Origin of the sequence: Algoriphagus sp. TR-M9 (assembly GCF_027594545.1) — a bacterium.
GTDB classification, from domain to species: domain Bacteria; phylum Bacteroidota; class Bacteroidia; order Cytophagales; family Cyclobacteriaceae; genus Algoriphagus; species Algoriphagus halophytocola.
Genome location: NZ_CP115160.1, coordinates 1139053 through 1154452, shown reverse-complemented (window position 1 = coordinate 1154452; position 15400 = coordinate 1139053). Strand labels below are relative to the sequence as shown.

The 15400-nt window shown below is 43.6% G+C and carries 19 protein-coding genes; 8 read left to right on the top strand and 11 right to left on the bottom strand.

Annotated elements, in window-relative coordinates; translation table 11 throughout:
* Positions 1 to 2: 2 nt before the first annotated feature.
* Together PBT90_RS05225 and secG are read left to right on the top strand one after the other, a co-directional pair.
* Positions 3 to 692 carry a hypothetical protein gene (locus PBT90_RS05225; protein WP_264809344.1) on the top strand — a complete coding sequence of 230 codons (690 nt, stop codon included), beginning with the start codon at positions 3 to 5 and terminating at the stop codon, positions 690 to 692.
* Between the two features lie 14 nt (positions 693 to 706).
* The gene (secG, locus tag PBT90_RS05220) at positions 707 to 1075 is read left to right on the top strand and encodes a preprotein translocase subunit SecG (RefSeq protein ID WP_264809343.1); all 369 of its coding nucleotides are present in this window, start codon (positions 707 to 709) and stop codon (positions 1073 to 1075) included.
* Between the two features lie 154 nt (positions 1076 to 1229).
* Here secG and PBT90_RS05215 read toward each other — a convergent pair whose 3' ends face one another.
* Positions 1230 to 1940, bottom strand: a complete 711-nt coding sequence (locus PBT90_RS05215; protein WP_264809342.1) for a hypothetical protein — start codon at positions 1938 to 1940, stop codon at positions 1230 to 1232.
* A 216-nt stretch (positions 1941 to 2156) separates the two neighbouring features.
* Between PBT90_RS05215 and PBT90_RS05210 the strand changes: the two genes are divergently transcribed.
* From PBT90_RS05210 to PBT90_RS05200, 3 genes are all read left to right on the top strand, one after another.
* Positions 2157 to 2435, top strand: a complete 279-nt coding sequence (locus tag PBT90_RS05210) for a co-chaperone GroES (RefSeq protein ID WP_264811514.1) — start codon at positions 2157 to 2159, stop codon at positions 2433 to 2435.
* Between the two features lie 40 nt (positions 2436 to 2475).
* Positions 2476 to 4107 carry a chaperonin GroEL gene (gene groL, locus PBT90_RS05205; RefSeq protein ID WP_264809341.1) on the top strand — a complete coding sequence of 544 codons (1632 nt, stop codon included), beginning with the start codon at positions 2476 to 2478 and terminating at the stop codon, positions 4105 to 4107.
* 223 nt (positions 4108 to 4330) lie between these two features.
* The gene (locus PBT90_RS05200; protein ID WP_264809340.1) at positions 4331 to 4708 is read left to right on the top strand and encodes a response regulator; all 378 of its coding nucleotides are present in this window, start codon (positions 4331 to 4333) and stop codon (positions 4706 to 4708) included.
* 7 nt (positions 4709 to 4715) lie between these two features.
* On the opposite strand, the gene PBT90_RS05195 is transcribed toward PBT90_RS05200, so the two are convergent.
* The 4 genes from PBT90_RS05195 to PBT90_RS05180 form a co-directional block, all read right to left on the bottom strand.
* Entirely contained in the window at positions 4716 to 5873 is a 1158-nt protein-coding gene (locus PBT90_RS05195; protein WP_264809339.1) for a serine hydrolase domain-containing protein, read from the bottom strand.
* A 251-nt stretch (positions 5874 to 6124) separates the two neighbouring features.
* Positions 6125 to 6427 carry an iron chaperone gene (locus PBT90_RS05190; RefSeq protein ID WP_264809338.1) on the bottom strand — a complete coding sequence of 101 codons (303 nt, stop codon included), beginning with the start codon at positions 6425 to 6427 and terminating at the stop codon, positions 6125 to 6127.
* Between the two features lie 81 nt (positions 6428 to 6508).
* The gene (locus PBT90_RS05185; RefSeq protein ID WP_270131895.1) at positions 6509 to 8068 is read right to left on the bottom strand and encodes a M81 family metallopeptidase; all 1560 of its coding nucleotides are present in this window, start codon (positions 8066 to 8068) and stop codon (positions 6509 to 6511) included.
* Positions 8069 to 8184: 116 nt separating this feature from the next.
* Positions 8185 to 9288 (bottom strand): VanZ family protein, encoded by a 1104-nt coding sequence (locus PBT90_RS05180; protein ID WP_264809336.1) that lies wholly within the window; start codon positions 9286 to 9288, stop codon positions 8185 to 8187.
* A 136-nt stretch (positions 9289 to 9424) separates the two neighbouring features.
* On the opposite strand from PBT90_RS05180, the gene PBT90_RS05175 reads away from it, so the two are divergent.
* Positions 9425 to 9763, top strand: a complete 339-nt coding sequence (locus PBT90_RS05175; protein WP_264809335.1) for a nucleotide pyrophosphohydrolase — start codon at positions 9425 to 9427, stop codon at positions 9761 to 9763.
* 6 nt (positions 9764 to 9769) lie between these two features.
* On the opposite strand, the gene PBT90_RS05170 is transcribed toward PBT90_RS05175, so the two are convergent.
* The 5 genes from PBT90_RS05170 to PBT90_RS05150 are packed head-to-tail and all read right to left on the bottom strand — an operon-like array spanning position 9770 to position 13314.
* Positions 9770 to 10228: a DUF4268 domain-containing protein gene (locus PBT90_RS05170; RefSeq protein ID WP_264809334.1), complete on the bottom strand. Its 459-nt coding sequence runs from the start codon at positions 10226 to 10228 to the stop codon at positions 9770 to 9772.
* A 2-nt stretch (positions 10229 to 10230) separates the two neighbouring features.
* A complete protein-coding gene (locus tag PBT90_RS05165; protein WP_264809333.1) occupies positions 10231 to 11094 on the bottom strand; it encodes a ChaN family lipoprotein in 864 nt (287 codons plus the stop codon).
* Positions 11087 to 11452: a dihydroneopterin aldolase gene (gene folB / locus PBT90_RS05160; RefSeq protein WP_264809332.1), complete on the bottom strand. Its 366-nt coding sequence runs from the start codon at positions 11450 to 11452 to the stop codon at positions 11087 to 11089. The genes PBT90_RS05165 and folB overlap by 8 nt, the downstream gene beginning before the upstream one ends.
* Positions 11452 to 12396: a DivIVA domain-containing protein gene (locus PBT90_RS05155; protein ID WP_264809331.1), complete on the bottom strand. Its 945-nt coding sequence runs from the start codon at positions 12394 to 12396 to the stop codon at positions 11452 to 11454. Before PBT90_RS05155 ends, folB begins: the two co-directional genes overlap by 1 nt.
* A 3-nt stretch (positions 12397 to 12399) precedes the next feature.
* Positions 12400 to 13314: a WD40 repeat domain-containing protein gene (locus PBT90_RS05150; protein WP_264809330.1), complete on the bottom strand. Its 915-nt coding sequence runs from the start codon at positions 13312 to 13314 to the stop codon at positions 12400 to 12402.
* A 35-nt stretch (positions 13315 to 13349) separates the two neighbouring features.
* Between PBT90_RS05150 and PBT90_RS05145 the strand changes: the two genes are divergently transcribed.
* Both PBT90_RS05145 and PBT90_RS05140 read left to right on the top strand, forming a co-directional pair.
* The gene (locus PBT90_RS05145) at positions 13350 to 13979 is read left to right on the top strand and encodes a 4'-phosphopantetheinyl transferase family protein (protein ID WP_264809329.1); all 630 of its coding nucleotides are present in this window, start codon (positions 13350 to 13352) and stop codon (positions 13977 to 13979) included.
* Position 13980: 1 nt separating this feature from the next.
* Positions 13981 to 14559, top strand: coding sequence for a redoxin domain-containing protein (locus tag PBT90_RS05140; protein WP_264809328.1), 579 nt, complete (start codon positions 13981 to 13983; stop codon positions 14557 to 14559).
* On the opposite strand, the gene PBT90_RS05135 is transcribed toward PBT90_RS05140, so the two are convergent.
* Complete coding sequence (locus PBT90_RS05135; protein WP_264809327.1) at positions 14553 to 15398, bottom strand: transglutaminase-like domain-containing protein; 846 nt, start codon at positions 15396 to 15398, stop codon at positions 14553 to 14555. The genes PBT90_RS05140 and PBT90_RS05135 overlap by 7 nt on opposite strands.
* Positions 15399 to 15400 lie beyond the last annotated feature (2 nt).

Genomic DNA, 15400 nt, shown 5'->3' with positions numbered 1-15400 from the left:
CGGTGAACGCAGTACAATTTTTAGACATTATTCAAAAAGCAGATTCCATCACCAAAAGTGAATTGGTACAGCTGAAAAAAGTACAAGAAAACTTCCCGTACTTTCAGATCCCGCATGTATTAGAAGCGAAGAGTTACTACCAAACCAATGATGGAGCGCATGACCCCGAGGCCCTGGGAATGGCCGCCATCACCAGTCCGGATAGAATCTGGCTAAAAAGCCTTTTGGAAAATCCAGTCAAAACCCAAGCGCCAAAGCCAATAACAGAAGCAGCTGCCCCTAAGCCAAAACCTCAACCTGCTGCCCAGCCTAAAGAAGACGCAGAACCCAAAGCTAAGCCGGTCCGTCGCAGAAAACCGCCTAAAGACGATCTGATAGAAACCATCAAGAGACGGGAGAAAAAGACCATCCTGGATGATAAGAAAAGAGAACAGATCAATTTGATCAAGGAATTCAGCAAGAAGTCCATCAAAAAAGCCACCATTAAGGAGATCGAGGCCAATCAGAATACGGAGAACCTAGCGGCTAAAAGCACGCAGATCCATGATCATCTATTATCTGAGTCGTATGCAAAAATCCTCGCCCATCAAGGGAAGAATGCCATGGCAAAAGAAATTTATGAGAAATTGATATTGAAGTTTCCGGATAAAAGGGCTTACTTTGCGGACTTGATCGAAAAACTGAAAGATTAACACCCATTTATAATATGTTTACTTTATTAATTACAATCATCCTGATTTTGGCAGTATTGCTAATCTTGGTAATCCTGGGACAAAATTCTAAAGGTGGTGTTGGTGCCGCATTTGGAGGCAGCGCATCACAAATCATGGGTGTGACCCGTACTGGAAATGTATTGGAAAAAGCGACTTGGGTTTTGGCCATAGCTATTTTGGTTTTATCCCTTGCATCCTCTGCATTCTACAGCGGTGGACAGTCAAACCAATTCTCCTCTCCTAACATCGAGAGTGCTAAGCAGCAGGTAGTAGCTCCATCCTTTGGAGAAGACGAAAGCCTACTTCCGGCAGCTACTGAGGAGGCTGAAACTCCAGCTCAAACTGACACGACTGGAAACTAAGGTATAAATCCCCTTATTAGAAAGTCCGCCCTTGTTCTCAAAGGCGGACTTTTTTTGTAATAGAACCGCTTTCTCAACAGTAGTGAAAGAAAAGAGGGGTTGAAGTTTTTTCAACTTGGCATCGCCGGGGATTATCGGGTATTTTAAGCTATAATCAAGCTGCTACGCTTTTCAGAAGCAATCTTTTTCCTATAGGCAAAATAGTCTCTTCAATTGGGAATTCGCTCTGGCTGTGGATTCTCCAAGTGGCCGGGTTGGGCAGATCCTTATATTCCTTCACCAGCTCCATTTTTATCTTTTCCATCGTCAGCACCAGACTTCGCTGAAATGCGCCGATAAACCGCATCGTAAGACTTCTAAACTGCTCCCCTGCCTGGTGAAGCAAGCTGGAGGCATAGCGATAAGCAAGCACATTTTTATCCTTGTCACGTGACAGAAGCAAATAGCCCTCCTGCTTATACATGGGCATCAGTCCTATGGGTTCAAATTCCATCTGCCGCTCTACAAAATCATAGATAGATTTACCGTCATTGATTTTTTCACCGAATCTGGGTAGGGCAAATTCAGTAATCCTTGCCAGTTCCTGCATGATTTCATCATCATTCACGCTAGACTGAAAGCTCAGTTTGCCTGTTTGCCAATCCAATTCGTCCAGTCTTTTAGGAAAAAGATCCTTCAGTTCGGATTTACCAGACTTCAGTTCGTGGAGCCTTCTATGATGGGCAATCAACTCCCCCAGGGTGGGGTAAAGCTTGACTTGGTCAAAGTCTTTGGAGCTGCGCTGCAAATAGGCCAGCACTTGGTACTTCTTGTACTCAAAGTCAATATGGCCTTCTGTGATCCAGTTTGGAGATAAATATGTCATAGGATATAGGTTTGACAATAAATTACAAAATCTTGTCACTTTTTTAAACAATGGAAGGCAAAAATGGCAGTCAAGTCTGCCAAAAAAATGGGTATAAATCTGGTAAAGGCGAGTGTTGACAGCCGATTTGTCAGCCTTTTCACCGAAAAGCCCCTTGGCACAGGAAGTGCTATTAGGCAAGTACATTTTAATCTAACCTTTAAACGAATTTATACTATGTCAAATGTGAACATCAAACCTCTTGCAGACAGAGTTTTGGTACAACCTGCTGCAGCTGAAGAAAAAACAGCTTCTGGTCTTTACATCCCAGATACAGCTAAAGAGAAGCCACAGAAAGGTACTGTAGTGGCAGTAGGAAATGGCAAAAAAGACGAGCCGTTGACCGTGAAAGTTGGCGACACAGTTTTGTACGGAAAGTATTCCGGCACAGAACTGACTGTAGAAGGCGGCGACTATCTGATCATGAGAGAGTCGGACATCTTTGCAATTCTGTAATTAATCAACCCTAAACGTTAACAAAAAAATACTTAACAATATGGCTAAGCAATTATTTTTCAACACAAGTGCGAGAGACCAGCTGAAAAAAGGCGTGGACTCCCTAGCTGACGCAGTGAAAGTGACTTTGGGACCAAAAGGTCGTAATGTCATCATCGATAAAAAATTCGGAGCTCCTACCATCACTAAAGATGGTGTATCTGTAGCAAAAGAAATCGAATTGGAAGAACCAATCGAAAACATGGGTGCTCAGCTGGTCAAGGAAGTAGCTTCCAAAACTGCCGATAACGCAGGTGACGGTACTACTACCGCTACTGTACTAGCACAGTCTATCTTCGGTGTAGGAATCAAAAACGTAGCTGCTGGAGCTAACCCTATGGACCTGAAAAGAGGTATTGACAAGGCAGTTTCTGCTGTAGTGAAAAAACTTCAGGCCAATTCAATCGAAATCTCTACTTCTAAGGAAATCGCTCAGGTAGCGACTGTTTCTGCAAACAACGACGAAGAAATCGGAACTATGATTTCTGACGCGATGGACAAAGTAGGAAAAGACGGTGTAATCACTGTAGAAGAAGCAAAAGGTACTGAGACTGAAGTGAAAACTGTAGAAGGTATGCAGTTCGACAGAGGTTACCTTTCTCCATACTTTGTGACCAACACAGAGAAAATGGAAGCTGAACTAGAGCAGCCATACATCCTGATCTACGACAAGAAGATCTCTTCTATGAAGGAATTACTTCCAGTATTGGAGCCAGTAGCTCAGTCTGGTAAGCCTTTGGTGATCATCTCTGAAGATGTGGACGGAGAAGCTTTGGCTACTTTGGTAGTAAACAAAATCAGAGGTGCCCTGAAAGTGGCAGCTGTGAAGGCTCCTGGCTTTGGCGACAGAAGAAAAGCAATGCTGGAAGACATCGCGATCCTGACTGGCGGAACTGTAATCTCTGAAGAAAGAGGTTTCAAACTGGAGAATGCTTCAGTGGAAATGCTAGGTAGAGCGGAGAAAATCAACATCGACAAGGACAACACTACTATTGTAAACGGTTCGGGTGATGCTGATGCGATCAAAGGAAGAATCTCTGAGATCAAAGCTCAAATCGAGAAAACTACTTCTGACTACGACAGAGAGAAACTACAGGAAAGACTTGCAAAGCTTTCTGGCGGAGTAGCAATCCTTTACATAGGTGCTGCTACTGAAGTAGAAATGAAAGAGAAAAAAGACAGAGTAGATGATGCACTTCACGCTACTAGAGCAGCCGTACAAGAAGGTGTAGTAGTAGGTGGTGGTGTAGCTCTAGTAAGAGCATCTGATGCACTAAATGACCTAAAAGGCCTCAATGAAGATGAAGATACTGGTATCAACATCATCAGACAGGCGATCGAGTCACCGCTTAGAACCATCGTATCCAATGCAGGCGGAGAACCTTCTGTAGTGATCAATAAAATCAGAGAAAATACTGGTAACTATGGTTACAACGCTAGAACTGACAAATACGAAGATCTATTCGAAGCAGGTGTAATCGATCCTACTAAAGTAACTCGTCTGGCACTGGAAAACGCAGCCTCCATCGCAGCGCTTCTATTGACTACCGAGTGTGTAGTAGCAGACAGCAAAGAAGAAGCTCCTGCTATGCCTCCAATGGGCGGCGGCGGAGGAATGGGTGGAATGATGTAATTCCCCTTTCAAGCTGATATCAAAGGAGGTCCTTTTTAACGGACCTCCTTTATTTTTTTTCAATTCGCATAGCCTGTTAGCGGAATCAAAGAAATCAGCTCTTCAGGTCAAACTTAAATCATTCCTATTTATTTGCTAAAAAAGCATACAAAGGTTTTACTTCGTTAGGTAATAATTGTACTTTGGCTATAGTAATAACTTATTTTGGCACTCTACTATTTAAATGACTCATTTTGACACCATTTTTCTTGTTGACGATGATCCCATCAACAACCTTATCAATAAGAGGTTGATCAGCAAAGTAGGAGTTTCAGAAGACATCGTTGAGTTTTTAGAAGCCGAGGAAGCGTTGATCGCGCTTTCCGAGCAAGCTGCAGAAAAATCAATTTTAATCTTCCTTGACATCAACATGCCGGTACTGAATGGGTGGGAATTTTTAGACAAATACGGGATTCAATTCCCGCAACGGAAAGATAAAATAGTCATTTTATCCAGCTCCATTGATTTCAATGACAGAGAAAAAGCCAAGACATACGACACGGTCTCCGGATTTTTGGAAAAACCCCTCACCATAGATAAAATAAAAGATCAGCTAACCTAAGATTGATCTACTCGATCACTGCTGCCAAGCGATCCCAGATATCCCGAATCAACAGAAAGGGCACTAGGGCATTATCTCCAGCTCCTCCCATCCGCACAATCACCAATCCTTCGGAAGGAACCACCATCAGAAACTGACCATTTTTACCCATAGCCTGATACATATCTGCAGGTGCAGATGGAATAAGCATACCCGGAAAGAGACGTTGGGACTGTGGAATCATAAAGGAACTTTTACCATTGAGCCAAGTTAAATACCCATAACTAGGGTTCAAATCCTGGGAGGTTTCTCTCATTTCTTGAAAAAACTTGTTTGACCATATTTGATCCCCATTCCAGTTTCCATCTGCGTGAAGGAGTAGTCCAAACCTAGCCATGGATCTGGCATCTGAGTAAAACACATTGTTATTACCCGTTTGCTGCCAAAATCCTTTCATACCTATTTTGTTTCCCACAGAGGCTCTGAAAAACTCCTGAAAAGTTTCACCTGAGGCCTCTTCCAGGACTTTTTCCAATAGTGTATAGGGTGCATTATGATAGGCCCATCTGCTTCCAGGCTCAGCCAGAAAAGTCAAGGCCTCGGCACTGGTATCATCTGGATCTGCTACAGCATCATTCAGTCCGGTGGTCATGCTTAGATGATGTTCTAAGCGAATTTCCCGTTCTTGTTCTTCAGAAAGAGAGGTCCATCCTTTCCCGAGGTAATCTTGGGTTCTATCCTTGCGCTTGAGCAGCTTGTGCTCCTCAGCTATTCCCAGCAATACAGCAGTTAGGGTCTTGCCAGCCGAAGCCCAATACCAAAAGGCATCTTGATCCATCTCCCCCAGCCCTGTCAGCTTCTCTCCCCAGTATTCCTCCACCACTATTTTACCATCCTTCAAAATCATAAATGCACGGGTACCCTGACTTGGTAGCCAGGCCAAAAGCTCTTCCAGCTTAGTTTCATCCCAATCCAAATCTTGCAAACTAACCTGCTCCCACTCCACAGATTCATTTGGAGGAAAATACAATTCAGCTGCTGTAGGTTTCTGGGCCTCTGCACAGGAGTATAGGAACAGGCAAAGTCCCAGTAAACAGGTCATTTTTAGGCCAAGCGAAAAATGCCAGTACTTAACCTCACTTTCACCGGGTTTTTGATACGTATTAAAAACTGATAGCTTTTTCATTTACAGTGAAAATAAGGTAAAATTTAACCTAAATATACGGAATGATGCCAGTGACCAATAATTCTTTGCTCAGCTGGTCAAAAGACCAAAGTAGCCTGGACCTTACCTGAATTTGGCTGTCCTACACTTGTCTTTCCTGATAAATAGGGACAGGCTATGACGAAACCTAGGCATAGGGTTTAAGAAAGTAATTCGATAAAAGGCAAAATTTTAAAAGCCTGTAAAATGGAGCTATACTACTAAGATCTCTTTTACTTGAGTTGTGCTCTTTCTTGGGCTTCAGACAATCTAAACTGACAAATGGCTGCAATCAACTCAAGAGGCAATGGCTGATCCAAAGGAAATTGGATTGCTCCTTTGGATGTCACATAGGATTGCAGTTCTTTCTTAAACTCACTCACACCGCTATTGCTGGGATAGAATCCTAGGTGTTTTTTAGCTGCAGCAAAATAAACCAGAACCTCAGTAGTTCGGTATGCAGGCATATGATAGCTGATGACCTCTTTAGCCTCTGGAATCGCTTCTTGGATGGTGCTGCGCATCTGCTCTAGCATTTCCCGTATTTATGGAGAAAAGAGGCCTAGATATTCTTCTACTGAGGCGGGTTTTTGATTCGACACATTTGTATGATTTTATTATTCTAACTCATCAGCAGCAGGCACCATCTGAGCACTCAAATCCGGATCTTCCATATCCTTATCCAGAGGAAACATCGGCCGCTTGATACGCTTATAGCCTAAACGTTCCAAGTCTTGGTCTACTCCTCCCGGCGTCAATGCCATAATCCAATCTGCACGCATATCATAAAGCTCCGGTACCAAATACCCGATTTTTACTACTACTATATCCGCATCTCTTGGATTCAAACCCAGATTTGTAAAGTCACTTTCCCTATGATAGGGTTTGCGTTTTTTGGTCACAATCACATGTACAGACCCCACTTTCACTACTACTTCTACTTCTGCTGCCCCATCGCCCTCTTCTATTGCCTGTACTGTTCCTTTGAGTAAAATAGGCGGAGCAAATCTATCATCCACCGCTGCTCCGGCTGTACCCTCCACTTGTCCACCTACACCGGCAGCAATGGCTTTCTCTACAAATTCAGGACCTGGTATGGAAGCATAAATCAAAGTAGGTCCATTTTCAGCTTGAAATTCAGGTCTTTTGAGGATTTCTGTCAAAGTCCAGGTCACATCTCCAGCGCCTCCAGCGGTAGGGTTGTCACCCATATCAGAAATCATGAATGGCTTTTTATCTGAAGCTATTGCCATATCCAGACTCTCTTCCAATGTCGCTACAGGTGCCACAAATTCAAATTCATTTCTCACATCCCAAAAACTTTGTGCCAGCTCCTCAGCAGACTCAGTCACGGCTTGTTCATCATCTCCAGTTACCATCACCACGGCGTGGTTTCTGGGCTCATCAGCCCATGCATATCCTATCCAGATCGCCGCATCAATCACCCCTTCTTTCTTGGTTAGGGGATCCACTTTGGCATAAAGACTCTTTCCCGGATCGATCCTGGTGCTGGTTTTTTCCCCAGGAAGCAAAATAGGGACAGGAATCCAAGCTTTGTACGCTGGCTTTCCTTTCCCGCTTTCCAGTCTTTCCAGTAGGTTTTCTACTGCCCGCTGTTTAGATTCCAAAGCATCCTCATGAGGTGCCATTCTGTAGCAGGTGATCAAATCTGTATTTTCTGCCAATCTCCAGGAAACATTCCCATGCAAATCCATAGAGGTAGAAATCAAGGTCTCAGGTCCTACTACCTCTCTGACCCGAATAATAAAATCTCCCTCCGGATCATCCAGGCCTTCTACAATCATGGCTCCATGAATATCAAAGAACAGTCCATCATAAGGAAGGTTTTCTTGGAGCATTTCCAGGGTTTTGCCCACCAGTTCCTCATAGGCTTCCCGAGTCACTATGCCTCCGGGTATCGCGTGACCTCTGAGCGTAGGAAACCATTCTGCTCTCCCCCTATTTTCGGAGGCTGAATCAAGAAAGGGGTAATAGCTGAAAATATTGGATCCCTCCCTGGTTCGAAAAGCTTCCACATCAGATTTTGCGGGTGAAAAAGTACTGGACTCTATGGCCAGTCCTGCAATTGCAATTCTGGGCAAGTCTTTTGAATCTTGCTTGGTACTGCAAGAAAAGATAACGAGCAGTAATAGAAGGGAAAATAAGGTAGTTCTCATAGCATAAATTTGGGTGGTGGGATATCAGTTTCAACTTTCAAGATTGAATTTAACCCTTGAATGCGACATTACACTAACAATGAACCAGAAATAGCTAAGTTATTAGGGTTTTAGCCCTAATTACCTGAGCGTTTCTTCTGATCAGCCAAAACCTGGGTAGTATGTGCAAATCTATCTAGCCAGCCTCTGCGATCTTTTCGGATAAAAGTGACCATCACCGTACCTACAAACCAAATCGCTAAAAAAAACAGGTACAGAAAAAGGTAAAAATTATCATCAAAACGGGTGTCAATCAGGAATTTTGAAACTTCACCCACCATAAATGGCAGCAAAAGAAATATCCCATACCTGGCAATCAAATCCTTAAACCTGAGTTTTCCTCCATCCATTCTCACAATGCGTATTCCCAGAAGTTTCTTTCCAAAGGTCTGTCCATTAGTGATTTTCCCCACCCAAATAAAGTAAAAGAAAATCATCCCTACTTTCATCGCGGACAGCAGCCAGATATTCGATGTGAGTCCTTCGATCAAGTACGAGGTAAGGAGAATCACAATCAAGGAATCTACAAAGATTGCCAGAAAACGCTGAGTCAAGGTCACACTATCTCTGGTCAGCAGGGGCTTTCGGGAAATATTCGGAAGGAAGGTAGTATATCCAGCGATCAGGAATCCCACAAAGCACCCAAAAGTATTGGTAATCAAATCATCCACTTCGAAATGTCTATACCTACAGGGATATAAACCATATACGGCTGTAAGCTGGGTGATTTCGAAAAATAAAGAAACAAAAAAACCTATCAGGGTAGCGATAGCAATATGCCTCACCTGAAATAAATACCGAAGAAAAAAGCCCAAAGGCATCAGCAAAAGCACATTAAATGCAGTTACCATAAACGTCTGGCTTTTCACAATGCTAAAGAGTGAGATATTGCCACTCACCTCACGAAATGTATCCCTGACAAACCGGAATGGAAAGAAACTAGGAATCACCTTGCCTGCCCTTCGAGCACAAAATTCAGGGGTAATCTCCGGGAGGGGCAATAAAGTCAGGAAAAATGCAGTCATCGCATAAAACCCAAACACATAAAAAACCAGACTCCTATTGAACTGCACGTAGCCAATCTTCCTGTATTGAAAGTAGGCATACGGCACAAAACTCAAAACCGCCACCAAGGGAAAATACAAAATGGAAGTACGGATTGTCTCAAAATATTCACTCATAAACCTTCACTGATTTCAGCTTCATGCTCCATGGGAAACAAAAAAAATGATTTTTCGCAAGAATTGAACCCATTCGCGATGGATTTACCAAATTGCAGCTTTTCGGAATGTTAAAATAAGCAAACAATAAGCTACCATGGAAAAGGAAATCACCCTTAAAGAAGCACAAGAGCAAGTAGATCAATGGATTAAAACGGTAGGCGTACGGTACTTCAATGAACTGACCAACATGACTATCCTGATGGAAGAAGTTGGTGAACTGGCAAGGATCATGTCCAGAACTTACGGAGAACAGTCATTCAAAGAATCTGATAAAGGAAAAGACTTAGGAGATGAAATGGCCGACGTGCTATGGGTTTTGATCTGCCTGGCCAATCAAACCGGTGTAGATCTAACGGAAGCCATGAGAAAGAATTTTGAAAAAAAGAACATCCGTGATATAGATCGGCACAAAAACAATGACAAGCTTCGGTAACTATTCTTAAAGCCCCTCAAACCCTGGCTTCACCAAACTCCAAAATTCATCCAGTGCTATGATCCTAGGTTTGAGAAAGGAAATAATATCCGGCCAGTCCTTTTGTTCCATCACATTGACATGGGGTAAAACCAGCTCGATTTTGGATATTTTCTGGCCAAACTCATTGGTTTGGTGAAGTTTCCACTCCCACTCCTCCCCTACAGTACTTTCAAAAATTTTCTTCAGTTGGACAAATTGTTCGAAATAAAGCTCTTGCAACTCCTCATCAGCATGCCCCAGCTCTATGCCTATTGAAGCAAATCCCCGCTCTGCTTTCATCCGAAAATAGATATTACGAATGCCGGTTTTATAGTTTGGCCAATTTATCTTTCTTCCTTCCGCATTGGGAACAGGCTTCATATACCGCCCAAAAGTGATCCAAAAATCGGCCCTGATTTTCGATGTTTCCGCCTTACTGTACACGTTTAGTACGTTTCGTGACTGTCCTTCGGAAGGACCAAAATTATTTCGCCGGCTTGGCTATTTCCCGCTTCCAGCTTATCAAGTTTGTCTTGCAGCACGGTATGGATATTCACCACCTTCAAATCAGGAAATTCCTGCTTCAGATACCAAAGAATTCCTTCTCCGTCCTTGCTATGGTAGGCCCCGTTGATATGATAGACTTTTTTCCCATTCGCCAGGGGAGCAAAAAGTGACTCGGCCATGGTAGCATCCTTCAGTGCCTGAGCCATGATCATGTAATCCGAGTTGCCGGGAGCGCCATGCATCATCTCCTTCATAGCCAGGTAGCCTGGCAGGTTCATATCCACTCTTACAGGTAGCTTCGCAAAGCTTTTCTTTGCATCATCATATAGGGAATCCAAGGCCTGCAATCCTCTCTTACTGACCAGAGAGGCATACTTTCGGGGAACATTGCTGGCGATAAAACTCAGGTTATTCTCCTTTGCGTAGCGCAAAATAGGCCGATAATCAGTGCTGTAATTCTTCCAAAGCTTAGCTTCAGACTCAAAACTACTTTCGGTAATCTGGTCTGCAAACCATTCATTGATGTTCAGCTGATCTTCACGCTCAAAAATCTCAGAACCCAGCACCAGCTCAGGGTTTTGCTTATGAAGCCCCTTCAAAACCTGCAATTGCAGCCAATGTCCCAAACTATTGTTGTGAAGCTCACCAAAAAACACAGCATCAGCTGGCTCTAACGCTTCAAGCACCTGCTTGAAAGAAAGTGCTTTTCCTTTGGCATTAAAAAACTGATAGGCTTCCCCCTGTGCTTTAAGTGTTCCAAATGAAAGCAGAATCAGTAGGCAAGCCGCTAATATTTTACGCATAATCTTCAGGGTATTGAATTTGCACCGCGGAGAAATTCACCAATCCTCCCAGTGCCGGGTGATGTTTTTTTAGTGTCAACCTAATTTTGGTGGTATTGGGATAGACTTCGAGTATATCCGTCACGATCATGTGGCCCAGATGCTCCAGTAGTTTCACCTTCACATCCATTCTGGCTTTGATGATTTTATAGAGCTTGGAGTAATCCACCGTAGCACTTAGATCGTCATGAAGCATGGCCTGGCGGAAATCCGTTTCCAGTTCCAAATCCAGTGTAAACCGGTTTCCCAATATGGATTCTTCAGGATAAGCGCCATGGTAAGCATGGAATTCTATCCCCTCGAGAGTTACTTTCCCCATCAGTCAAACTGGTCAAAAAACGAACCCGATTGATTTTTTGGTTCTTCCTTAGGTTTAGGCTCTACAGGCTTAGGAGCTGGCTCCTGCACCTTATTTTTAACAGGCTCATCTAGCTCTTCTTCTAAATTCTCATCCTCAAGCTGCATTTTGGTTTCTTGCAGCTCCAGTTCTTTCATCTCTTGCTCGTCAATATCGTTTTCTTCTACTTCTGCATCACGATATTCAGGCTCTTCTGCAAGAGGTGTACTTGCTACAATTTCTTCCGGTTCAGCAGCGGGAGCTGTAGGAGCTGGCTTATCTTCATATCCGAGGTTTTCCAAATTGTCAAAAGTATAAGTCTGCGAACGGCTGAGTTCATCTATAGCTCTGGCATGTGCTTTGGCATCAATCCTAGAATAATGGGCTTCCGATAGGTCCACTTGGTTCAATGCATCTTGAGCGATTCTGCGCAGGCTTTTCACCATAGCTTCCCGCTGCTCCGCCAGGCCTTCATAGGATCTCACGAGCCCTTGCATATTTTCCCGAAGGTTTACAATGGTCTCCTTGGCCTTGGTCTCTGCCGCACGGATAATCGCCGCAGCTTGCTGTTCAGCGGTAGATTTGGCATCAGCGATCATCTGGTCTACATGCTTGGTCGCATTTTCAGCTGTTTCATTGGCTTCATTGATGATGAGGTCTGCGGCTTCATTGGCCTCCACGATGATAGAGGCTCCGGTGTCTTCGGCGGTTTTCAGGGTACGGAAAAGTGACTCCTCCACGTCTTTCAGCCTTTTGGCTTCGGCTTCGGTATTTTGAAGCTTGGTTTTCAGCTCCATATTTTCCTTATGAAGCTGGTCCACTACTTCACTGACTTCTTCCAAAAATGCCGTTACATCTTTTTTCTCATAGCCTCTGAATCCTACTTCAAAGGACTTTTGCCGAATGGCTGCGGGTGTAATCTTCATGGGTTAATTTGCTTCAATTTTCCAAATAGAAATAGATCGGTCATCAGAAATGGATATTACGCTACCATTATAAGAGCTCCAAAGCACTTTATTCACAGAAGTACCGTGCCCGGCATTTCTGGCCTTATCGATGACCTTGAGGAGCTTACGGGTGTTCGTTTCCCAGATCTTGATGGATTTATCCATAGAGCAGGTCACAAAGTAGGCTCCTTCTTCATTGAAAGATAAATAATTAATGGCATACATATGCGCCACCACTGTTTCAGCCAGTGAATAATCTTCAGAACTCCAAAACTTCAGCGTGGCATCTCTTGATCCACTGATCAGCGTTTTCTCATCCGGAGCATATGCCAAGGCAAAAACCGAGTTCTGGTGCGAGTTTAGATTGGTGACGGGGTGAAAATCACGGCTCAGATCCAGGATTTTTATGGAATGATCACTGAGCCCCAAAGCAAGCTGCCTTTTACCTCTAGCCAAAGACATCACGCGTATGCTTTTACTACTCAGTTTGATGTGTTTTTTGATGCTCTTGGTGGGAATGTTAATAACAGTAAGTACTCCATCACCGGCTCCTACATAAGCCTCGTCTCCGAAAACCTGAATGTCAAAAATCGCCTGATTGGTCATTTTCAAAGACCAAAGCTCCTTGCTGCTAGTCAGGTCGATGACATGTATTCCCTCAAAATTATGCCCTACAAAAATCAGGTTTCTCACCGGGTCCACTGCCAGTGCATAGACAGAATGGGGCAATCTCGCGATCAGTTTTCCATTGGCGGGATTATCCAGGTCCCATTCCACCACCATCCCATCTCCAGCGCCTGTATAAAAAAACCTGGGATCACAACCCTCTGCCAGCGCATAGATGCAGTCATTATGCCCTGTTAGTGTTTGTAATTTATTAACTTCAATTTTTGACATATATTGGAGAGAGACTTTCGGTGCCCTTCTGGCCTATGCAGACAAAAATAGAAAAAATTGACGCTTCCTCGGCCTTGGCCATAAAGAATATTGAACCCCAAAATGATGAAGCCCTGAAGTTTTTGAGCTTCAGGGAGAGGCTTTCGCTGGCAAACATTTCTCATCCGAAGAAAAAACAAGAGTGGGCTACTGCCAGAATGGCTGTATATGATGCCCTGAACGAACTCCAGGTACCTTACCCGGGATTTTTCAAGGACAAACATGGCAAATCCCAATCCATGAACGGTCAGGGAAATATTTCGCTCACCCATACTATGGGCTATGCTGCTGCCATCTACCATAGAGATCTGCCGGTAGGCATAGATATGGATCTGGTCCGGGAAAAAATCCTGAAAATAGGCACCCGGTTTCTGGATTCCTCCGAATTGGATTTCTTAGCAAAAGACCCGCTGCACTATACACTTGCCTGGTCTGCTAAAGAATCTATTTTCAAATGCCAGGGCAAACGGGGAGTTTCCTTTCGGGACAATATCCTCTTAGAACCCTTTGATCAAAATGCGACCCTCATCAAAGCAAAGATCCGTGGTACCGATTATGCCGACCACCATTACTTTGTGAAAGCCAGAATCTTTGAAAACGTAGTACTAACCTATACCATTTGGTAAAATGAAAAACCTCTTATCCACAGTAGTATTAATCCTCCTGTTCAGCTTTCATTCCTTTGGCCAAGGGCTAAATGATATAAACCTGGTAGATGCGGTGACCGGAAAAACAGTTAATGTAGGTGAAGAAGTCACAGAAAATGGATTGGTTCTCATTTTTCATTCCCTGGCCTGTCCCTTTGCCAAAATGTACGAGTCCAGACTAATAGCGCTACGTAATAAATATCAAAACCAGGGCTTTACGTTCATCATGGTAAATCCTGAAATCAGAGGACAGGAAGAAGACGAGAATTCTCTACGCCAGTACATAGACCAATCCGGAGTGAATATGACTTACCTCATGGATCACAAACAGGAGCTGATCAGGCATTTCGATATTACCAAAATCCCCGAGGCGGTAGTGGTAACCAATGGCTCGGAAGGCCACGTGGTGAGTTACAAAGGAGCAATCGACAACAATCCCCAAGCAGAAAGTGCGGTGTCTGCAAAATACCTGGACAAGGCCATGGACGCCATACTGCTAGGCCAGTCTCCTACTCCATCCCAGGCAAGGGCTGTGGGCTGCAATGTAAGAATCTATTGATCGTTCAGTAGGGCTATTAGTTCCTTCAGCTCAAGTACTTTATCTGCTTCTCCGAGCTTCTCAAATGAATTTTCCAGGTTTCTGAGCATTCTCAGCAAAATCTGCTTGGAAGTACAGGGCTCAAAAAACATTTCCCTAGGCTCTATTTTTAGGTGCTCGAGGTAATTAAAAATATCCGTTCTACTGAAGATTAAGCCTTTATTGAACGCATTGATATAAAAGGTGACATCAGCAGATTTATAGGTAAGCACAAATAAATTTGGGAGGTTCACTCCGTAGATGGGCAAACCTAATTTCTTAGCCACCAACATGTAAATCGCGCACAAGGATAATGGATTTCCCCGCTTGGTATTCAGTACAGTGGAAAGCATGCTGTTTGCAGGAGAGTGGAAATTCTTGGTATTTGCCGAAAAGCGCAGCGTGTTAAAAAGCACGTTATTGATGGTTTTCACCTGCTCATAGGGAGAGTAATCATTCTGAAAAGCAGTCCAGACCTCAAAATAAATCTGGTGCATCTCAGAATTCAACTCTTCAAATTCCAAGTCGGGATACTGATAGGTATTGATGATCCACAGGCCGGTAAGTAGATCCTGATCTTCAGTATCTCTCCAGTCTTTGAGCCTGTCCTTCAGCAAGGAAAACTGCAGGTCGTGCACCAGTTCTTCTATTTCTTTCTGTATTTCGGGGTTGAAGCTGTTTTCCCATTTCTCTTCCAAAAACGGAATGATCTGATTTCCCAAAGAAATAATCCGGTCTCTCACATGTGTCCGCACTTCCTGATCTGTATCATCAAGTAGCGAAACTAATGCATTCAATTCTCCCGGTGTCAAAGTACTCATGG

Bases quoted from the DNA above. Each gene is read 5' to 3' on its own strand.
- folB (WP_264809332.1), bottom strand. From the start codon at position 11,452: ATGGGGAAAGTAACTCTCGAGGGGATAGAATTCCATGCTTACCATGGC.
- PBT90_RS05165 (WP_264809333.1), bottom strand. From the start codon at position 11,094: ATGCGTAAAATATTAGCGGCTTGCCTACTGATTCTGCTTTCATTTGGA.
- PBT90_RS05175 (WP_264809335.1), top strand. From the start codon at position 9,425: ATGGAAAAGGAAATCACCCTTAAAGAAGCACAAGAGCAAGTAGATCAA.
- PBT90_RS05200 (WP_264809340.1), top strand. From the start codon at position 4,331: ATGACTCATTTTGACACCATTTTTCTTGTTGACGATGATCCCATCAAC.
- PBT90_RS05210 (WP_264811514.1), top strand. From the start codon at position 2,157: ATGTCAAATGTGAACATCAAACCTCTTGCAGACAGAGTTTTGGTACAA.
- PBT90_RS05215 (WP_264809342.1), bottom strand. From the start codon at position 1,940: ATGACATATTTATCTCCAAACTGGATCACAGAAGGCCATATTGACTTT.
- PBT90_RS05145 (WP_264809329.1), top strand. From the start codon at position 13,350: ATGCAGACAAAAATAGAAAAAATTGACGCTTCCTCGGCCTTGGCCATA.
- PBT90_RS05155 (WP_264809331.1), bottom strand. From the start codon at position 12,396: ATGAAGATTACACCCGCAGCCATTCGGCAAAAGTCCTTTGAAGTAGGA.
- PBT90_RS05180 (WP_264809336.1), bottom strand. From the start codon at position 9,288: ATGAGTGAATATTTTGAGACAATCCGTACTTCCATTTTGTATTTTCCC.
- groL (WP_264809341.1), top strand. From the start codon at position 2,476: ATGGCTAAGCAATTATTTTTCAACACAAGTGCGAGAGACCAGCTGAAA.
- PBT90_RS05140 (WP_264809328.1), top strand. From the start codon at position 13,981: ATGAAAAACCTCTTATCCACAGTAGTATTAATCCTCCTGTTCAGCTTT.
- PBT90_RS05195 (WP_264809339.1), bottom strand. From the start codon at position 5,873: ATGAAAAAGCTATCAGTTTTTAATACGTATCAAAAACCCGGTGAAAGT.
- secG (WP_264809343.1), top strand. From the start codon at position 707: ATGTTTACTTTATTAATTACAATCATCCTGATTTTGGCAGTATTGCTA.
- PBT90_RS05150 (WP_264809330.1), bottom strand. From the start codon at position 13,314: ATGTCAAAAATTGAAGTTAATAAATTACAAACACTAACAGGGCATAAT.
- PBT90_RS05185 (WP_270131895.1), bottom strand. From the start codon at position 8,068: ATGAGAACTACCTTATTTTCCCTTCTATTACTGCTCGTTATCTTTTCT.
- PBT90_RS05190 (WP_264809338.1), bottom strand. From the start codon at position 6,427: ATGCTAGAGCAGATGCGCAGCACCATCCAAGAAGCGATTCCAGAGGCT.
- PBT90_RS05135 (WP_264809327.1), bottom strand. From the start codon at position 15,398: ATGAGTACTTTGACACCGGGAGAATTGAATGCATTAGTTTCGCTACTT.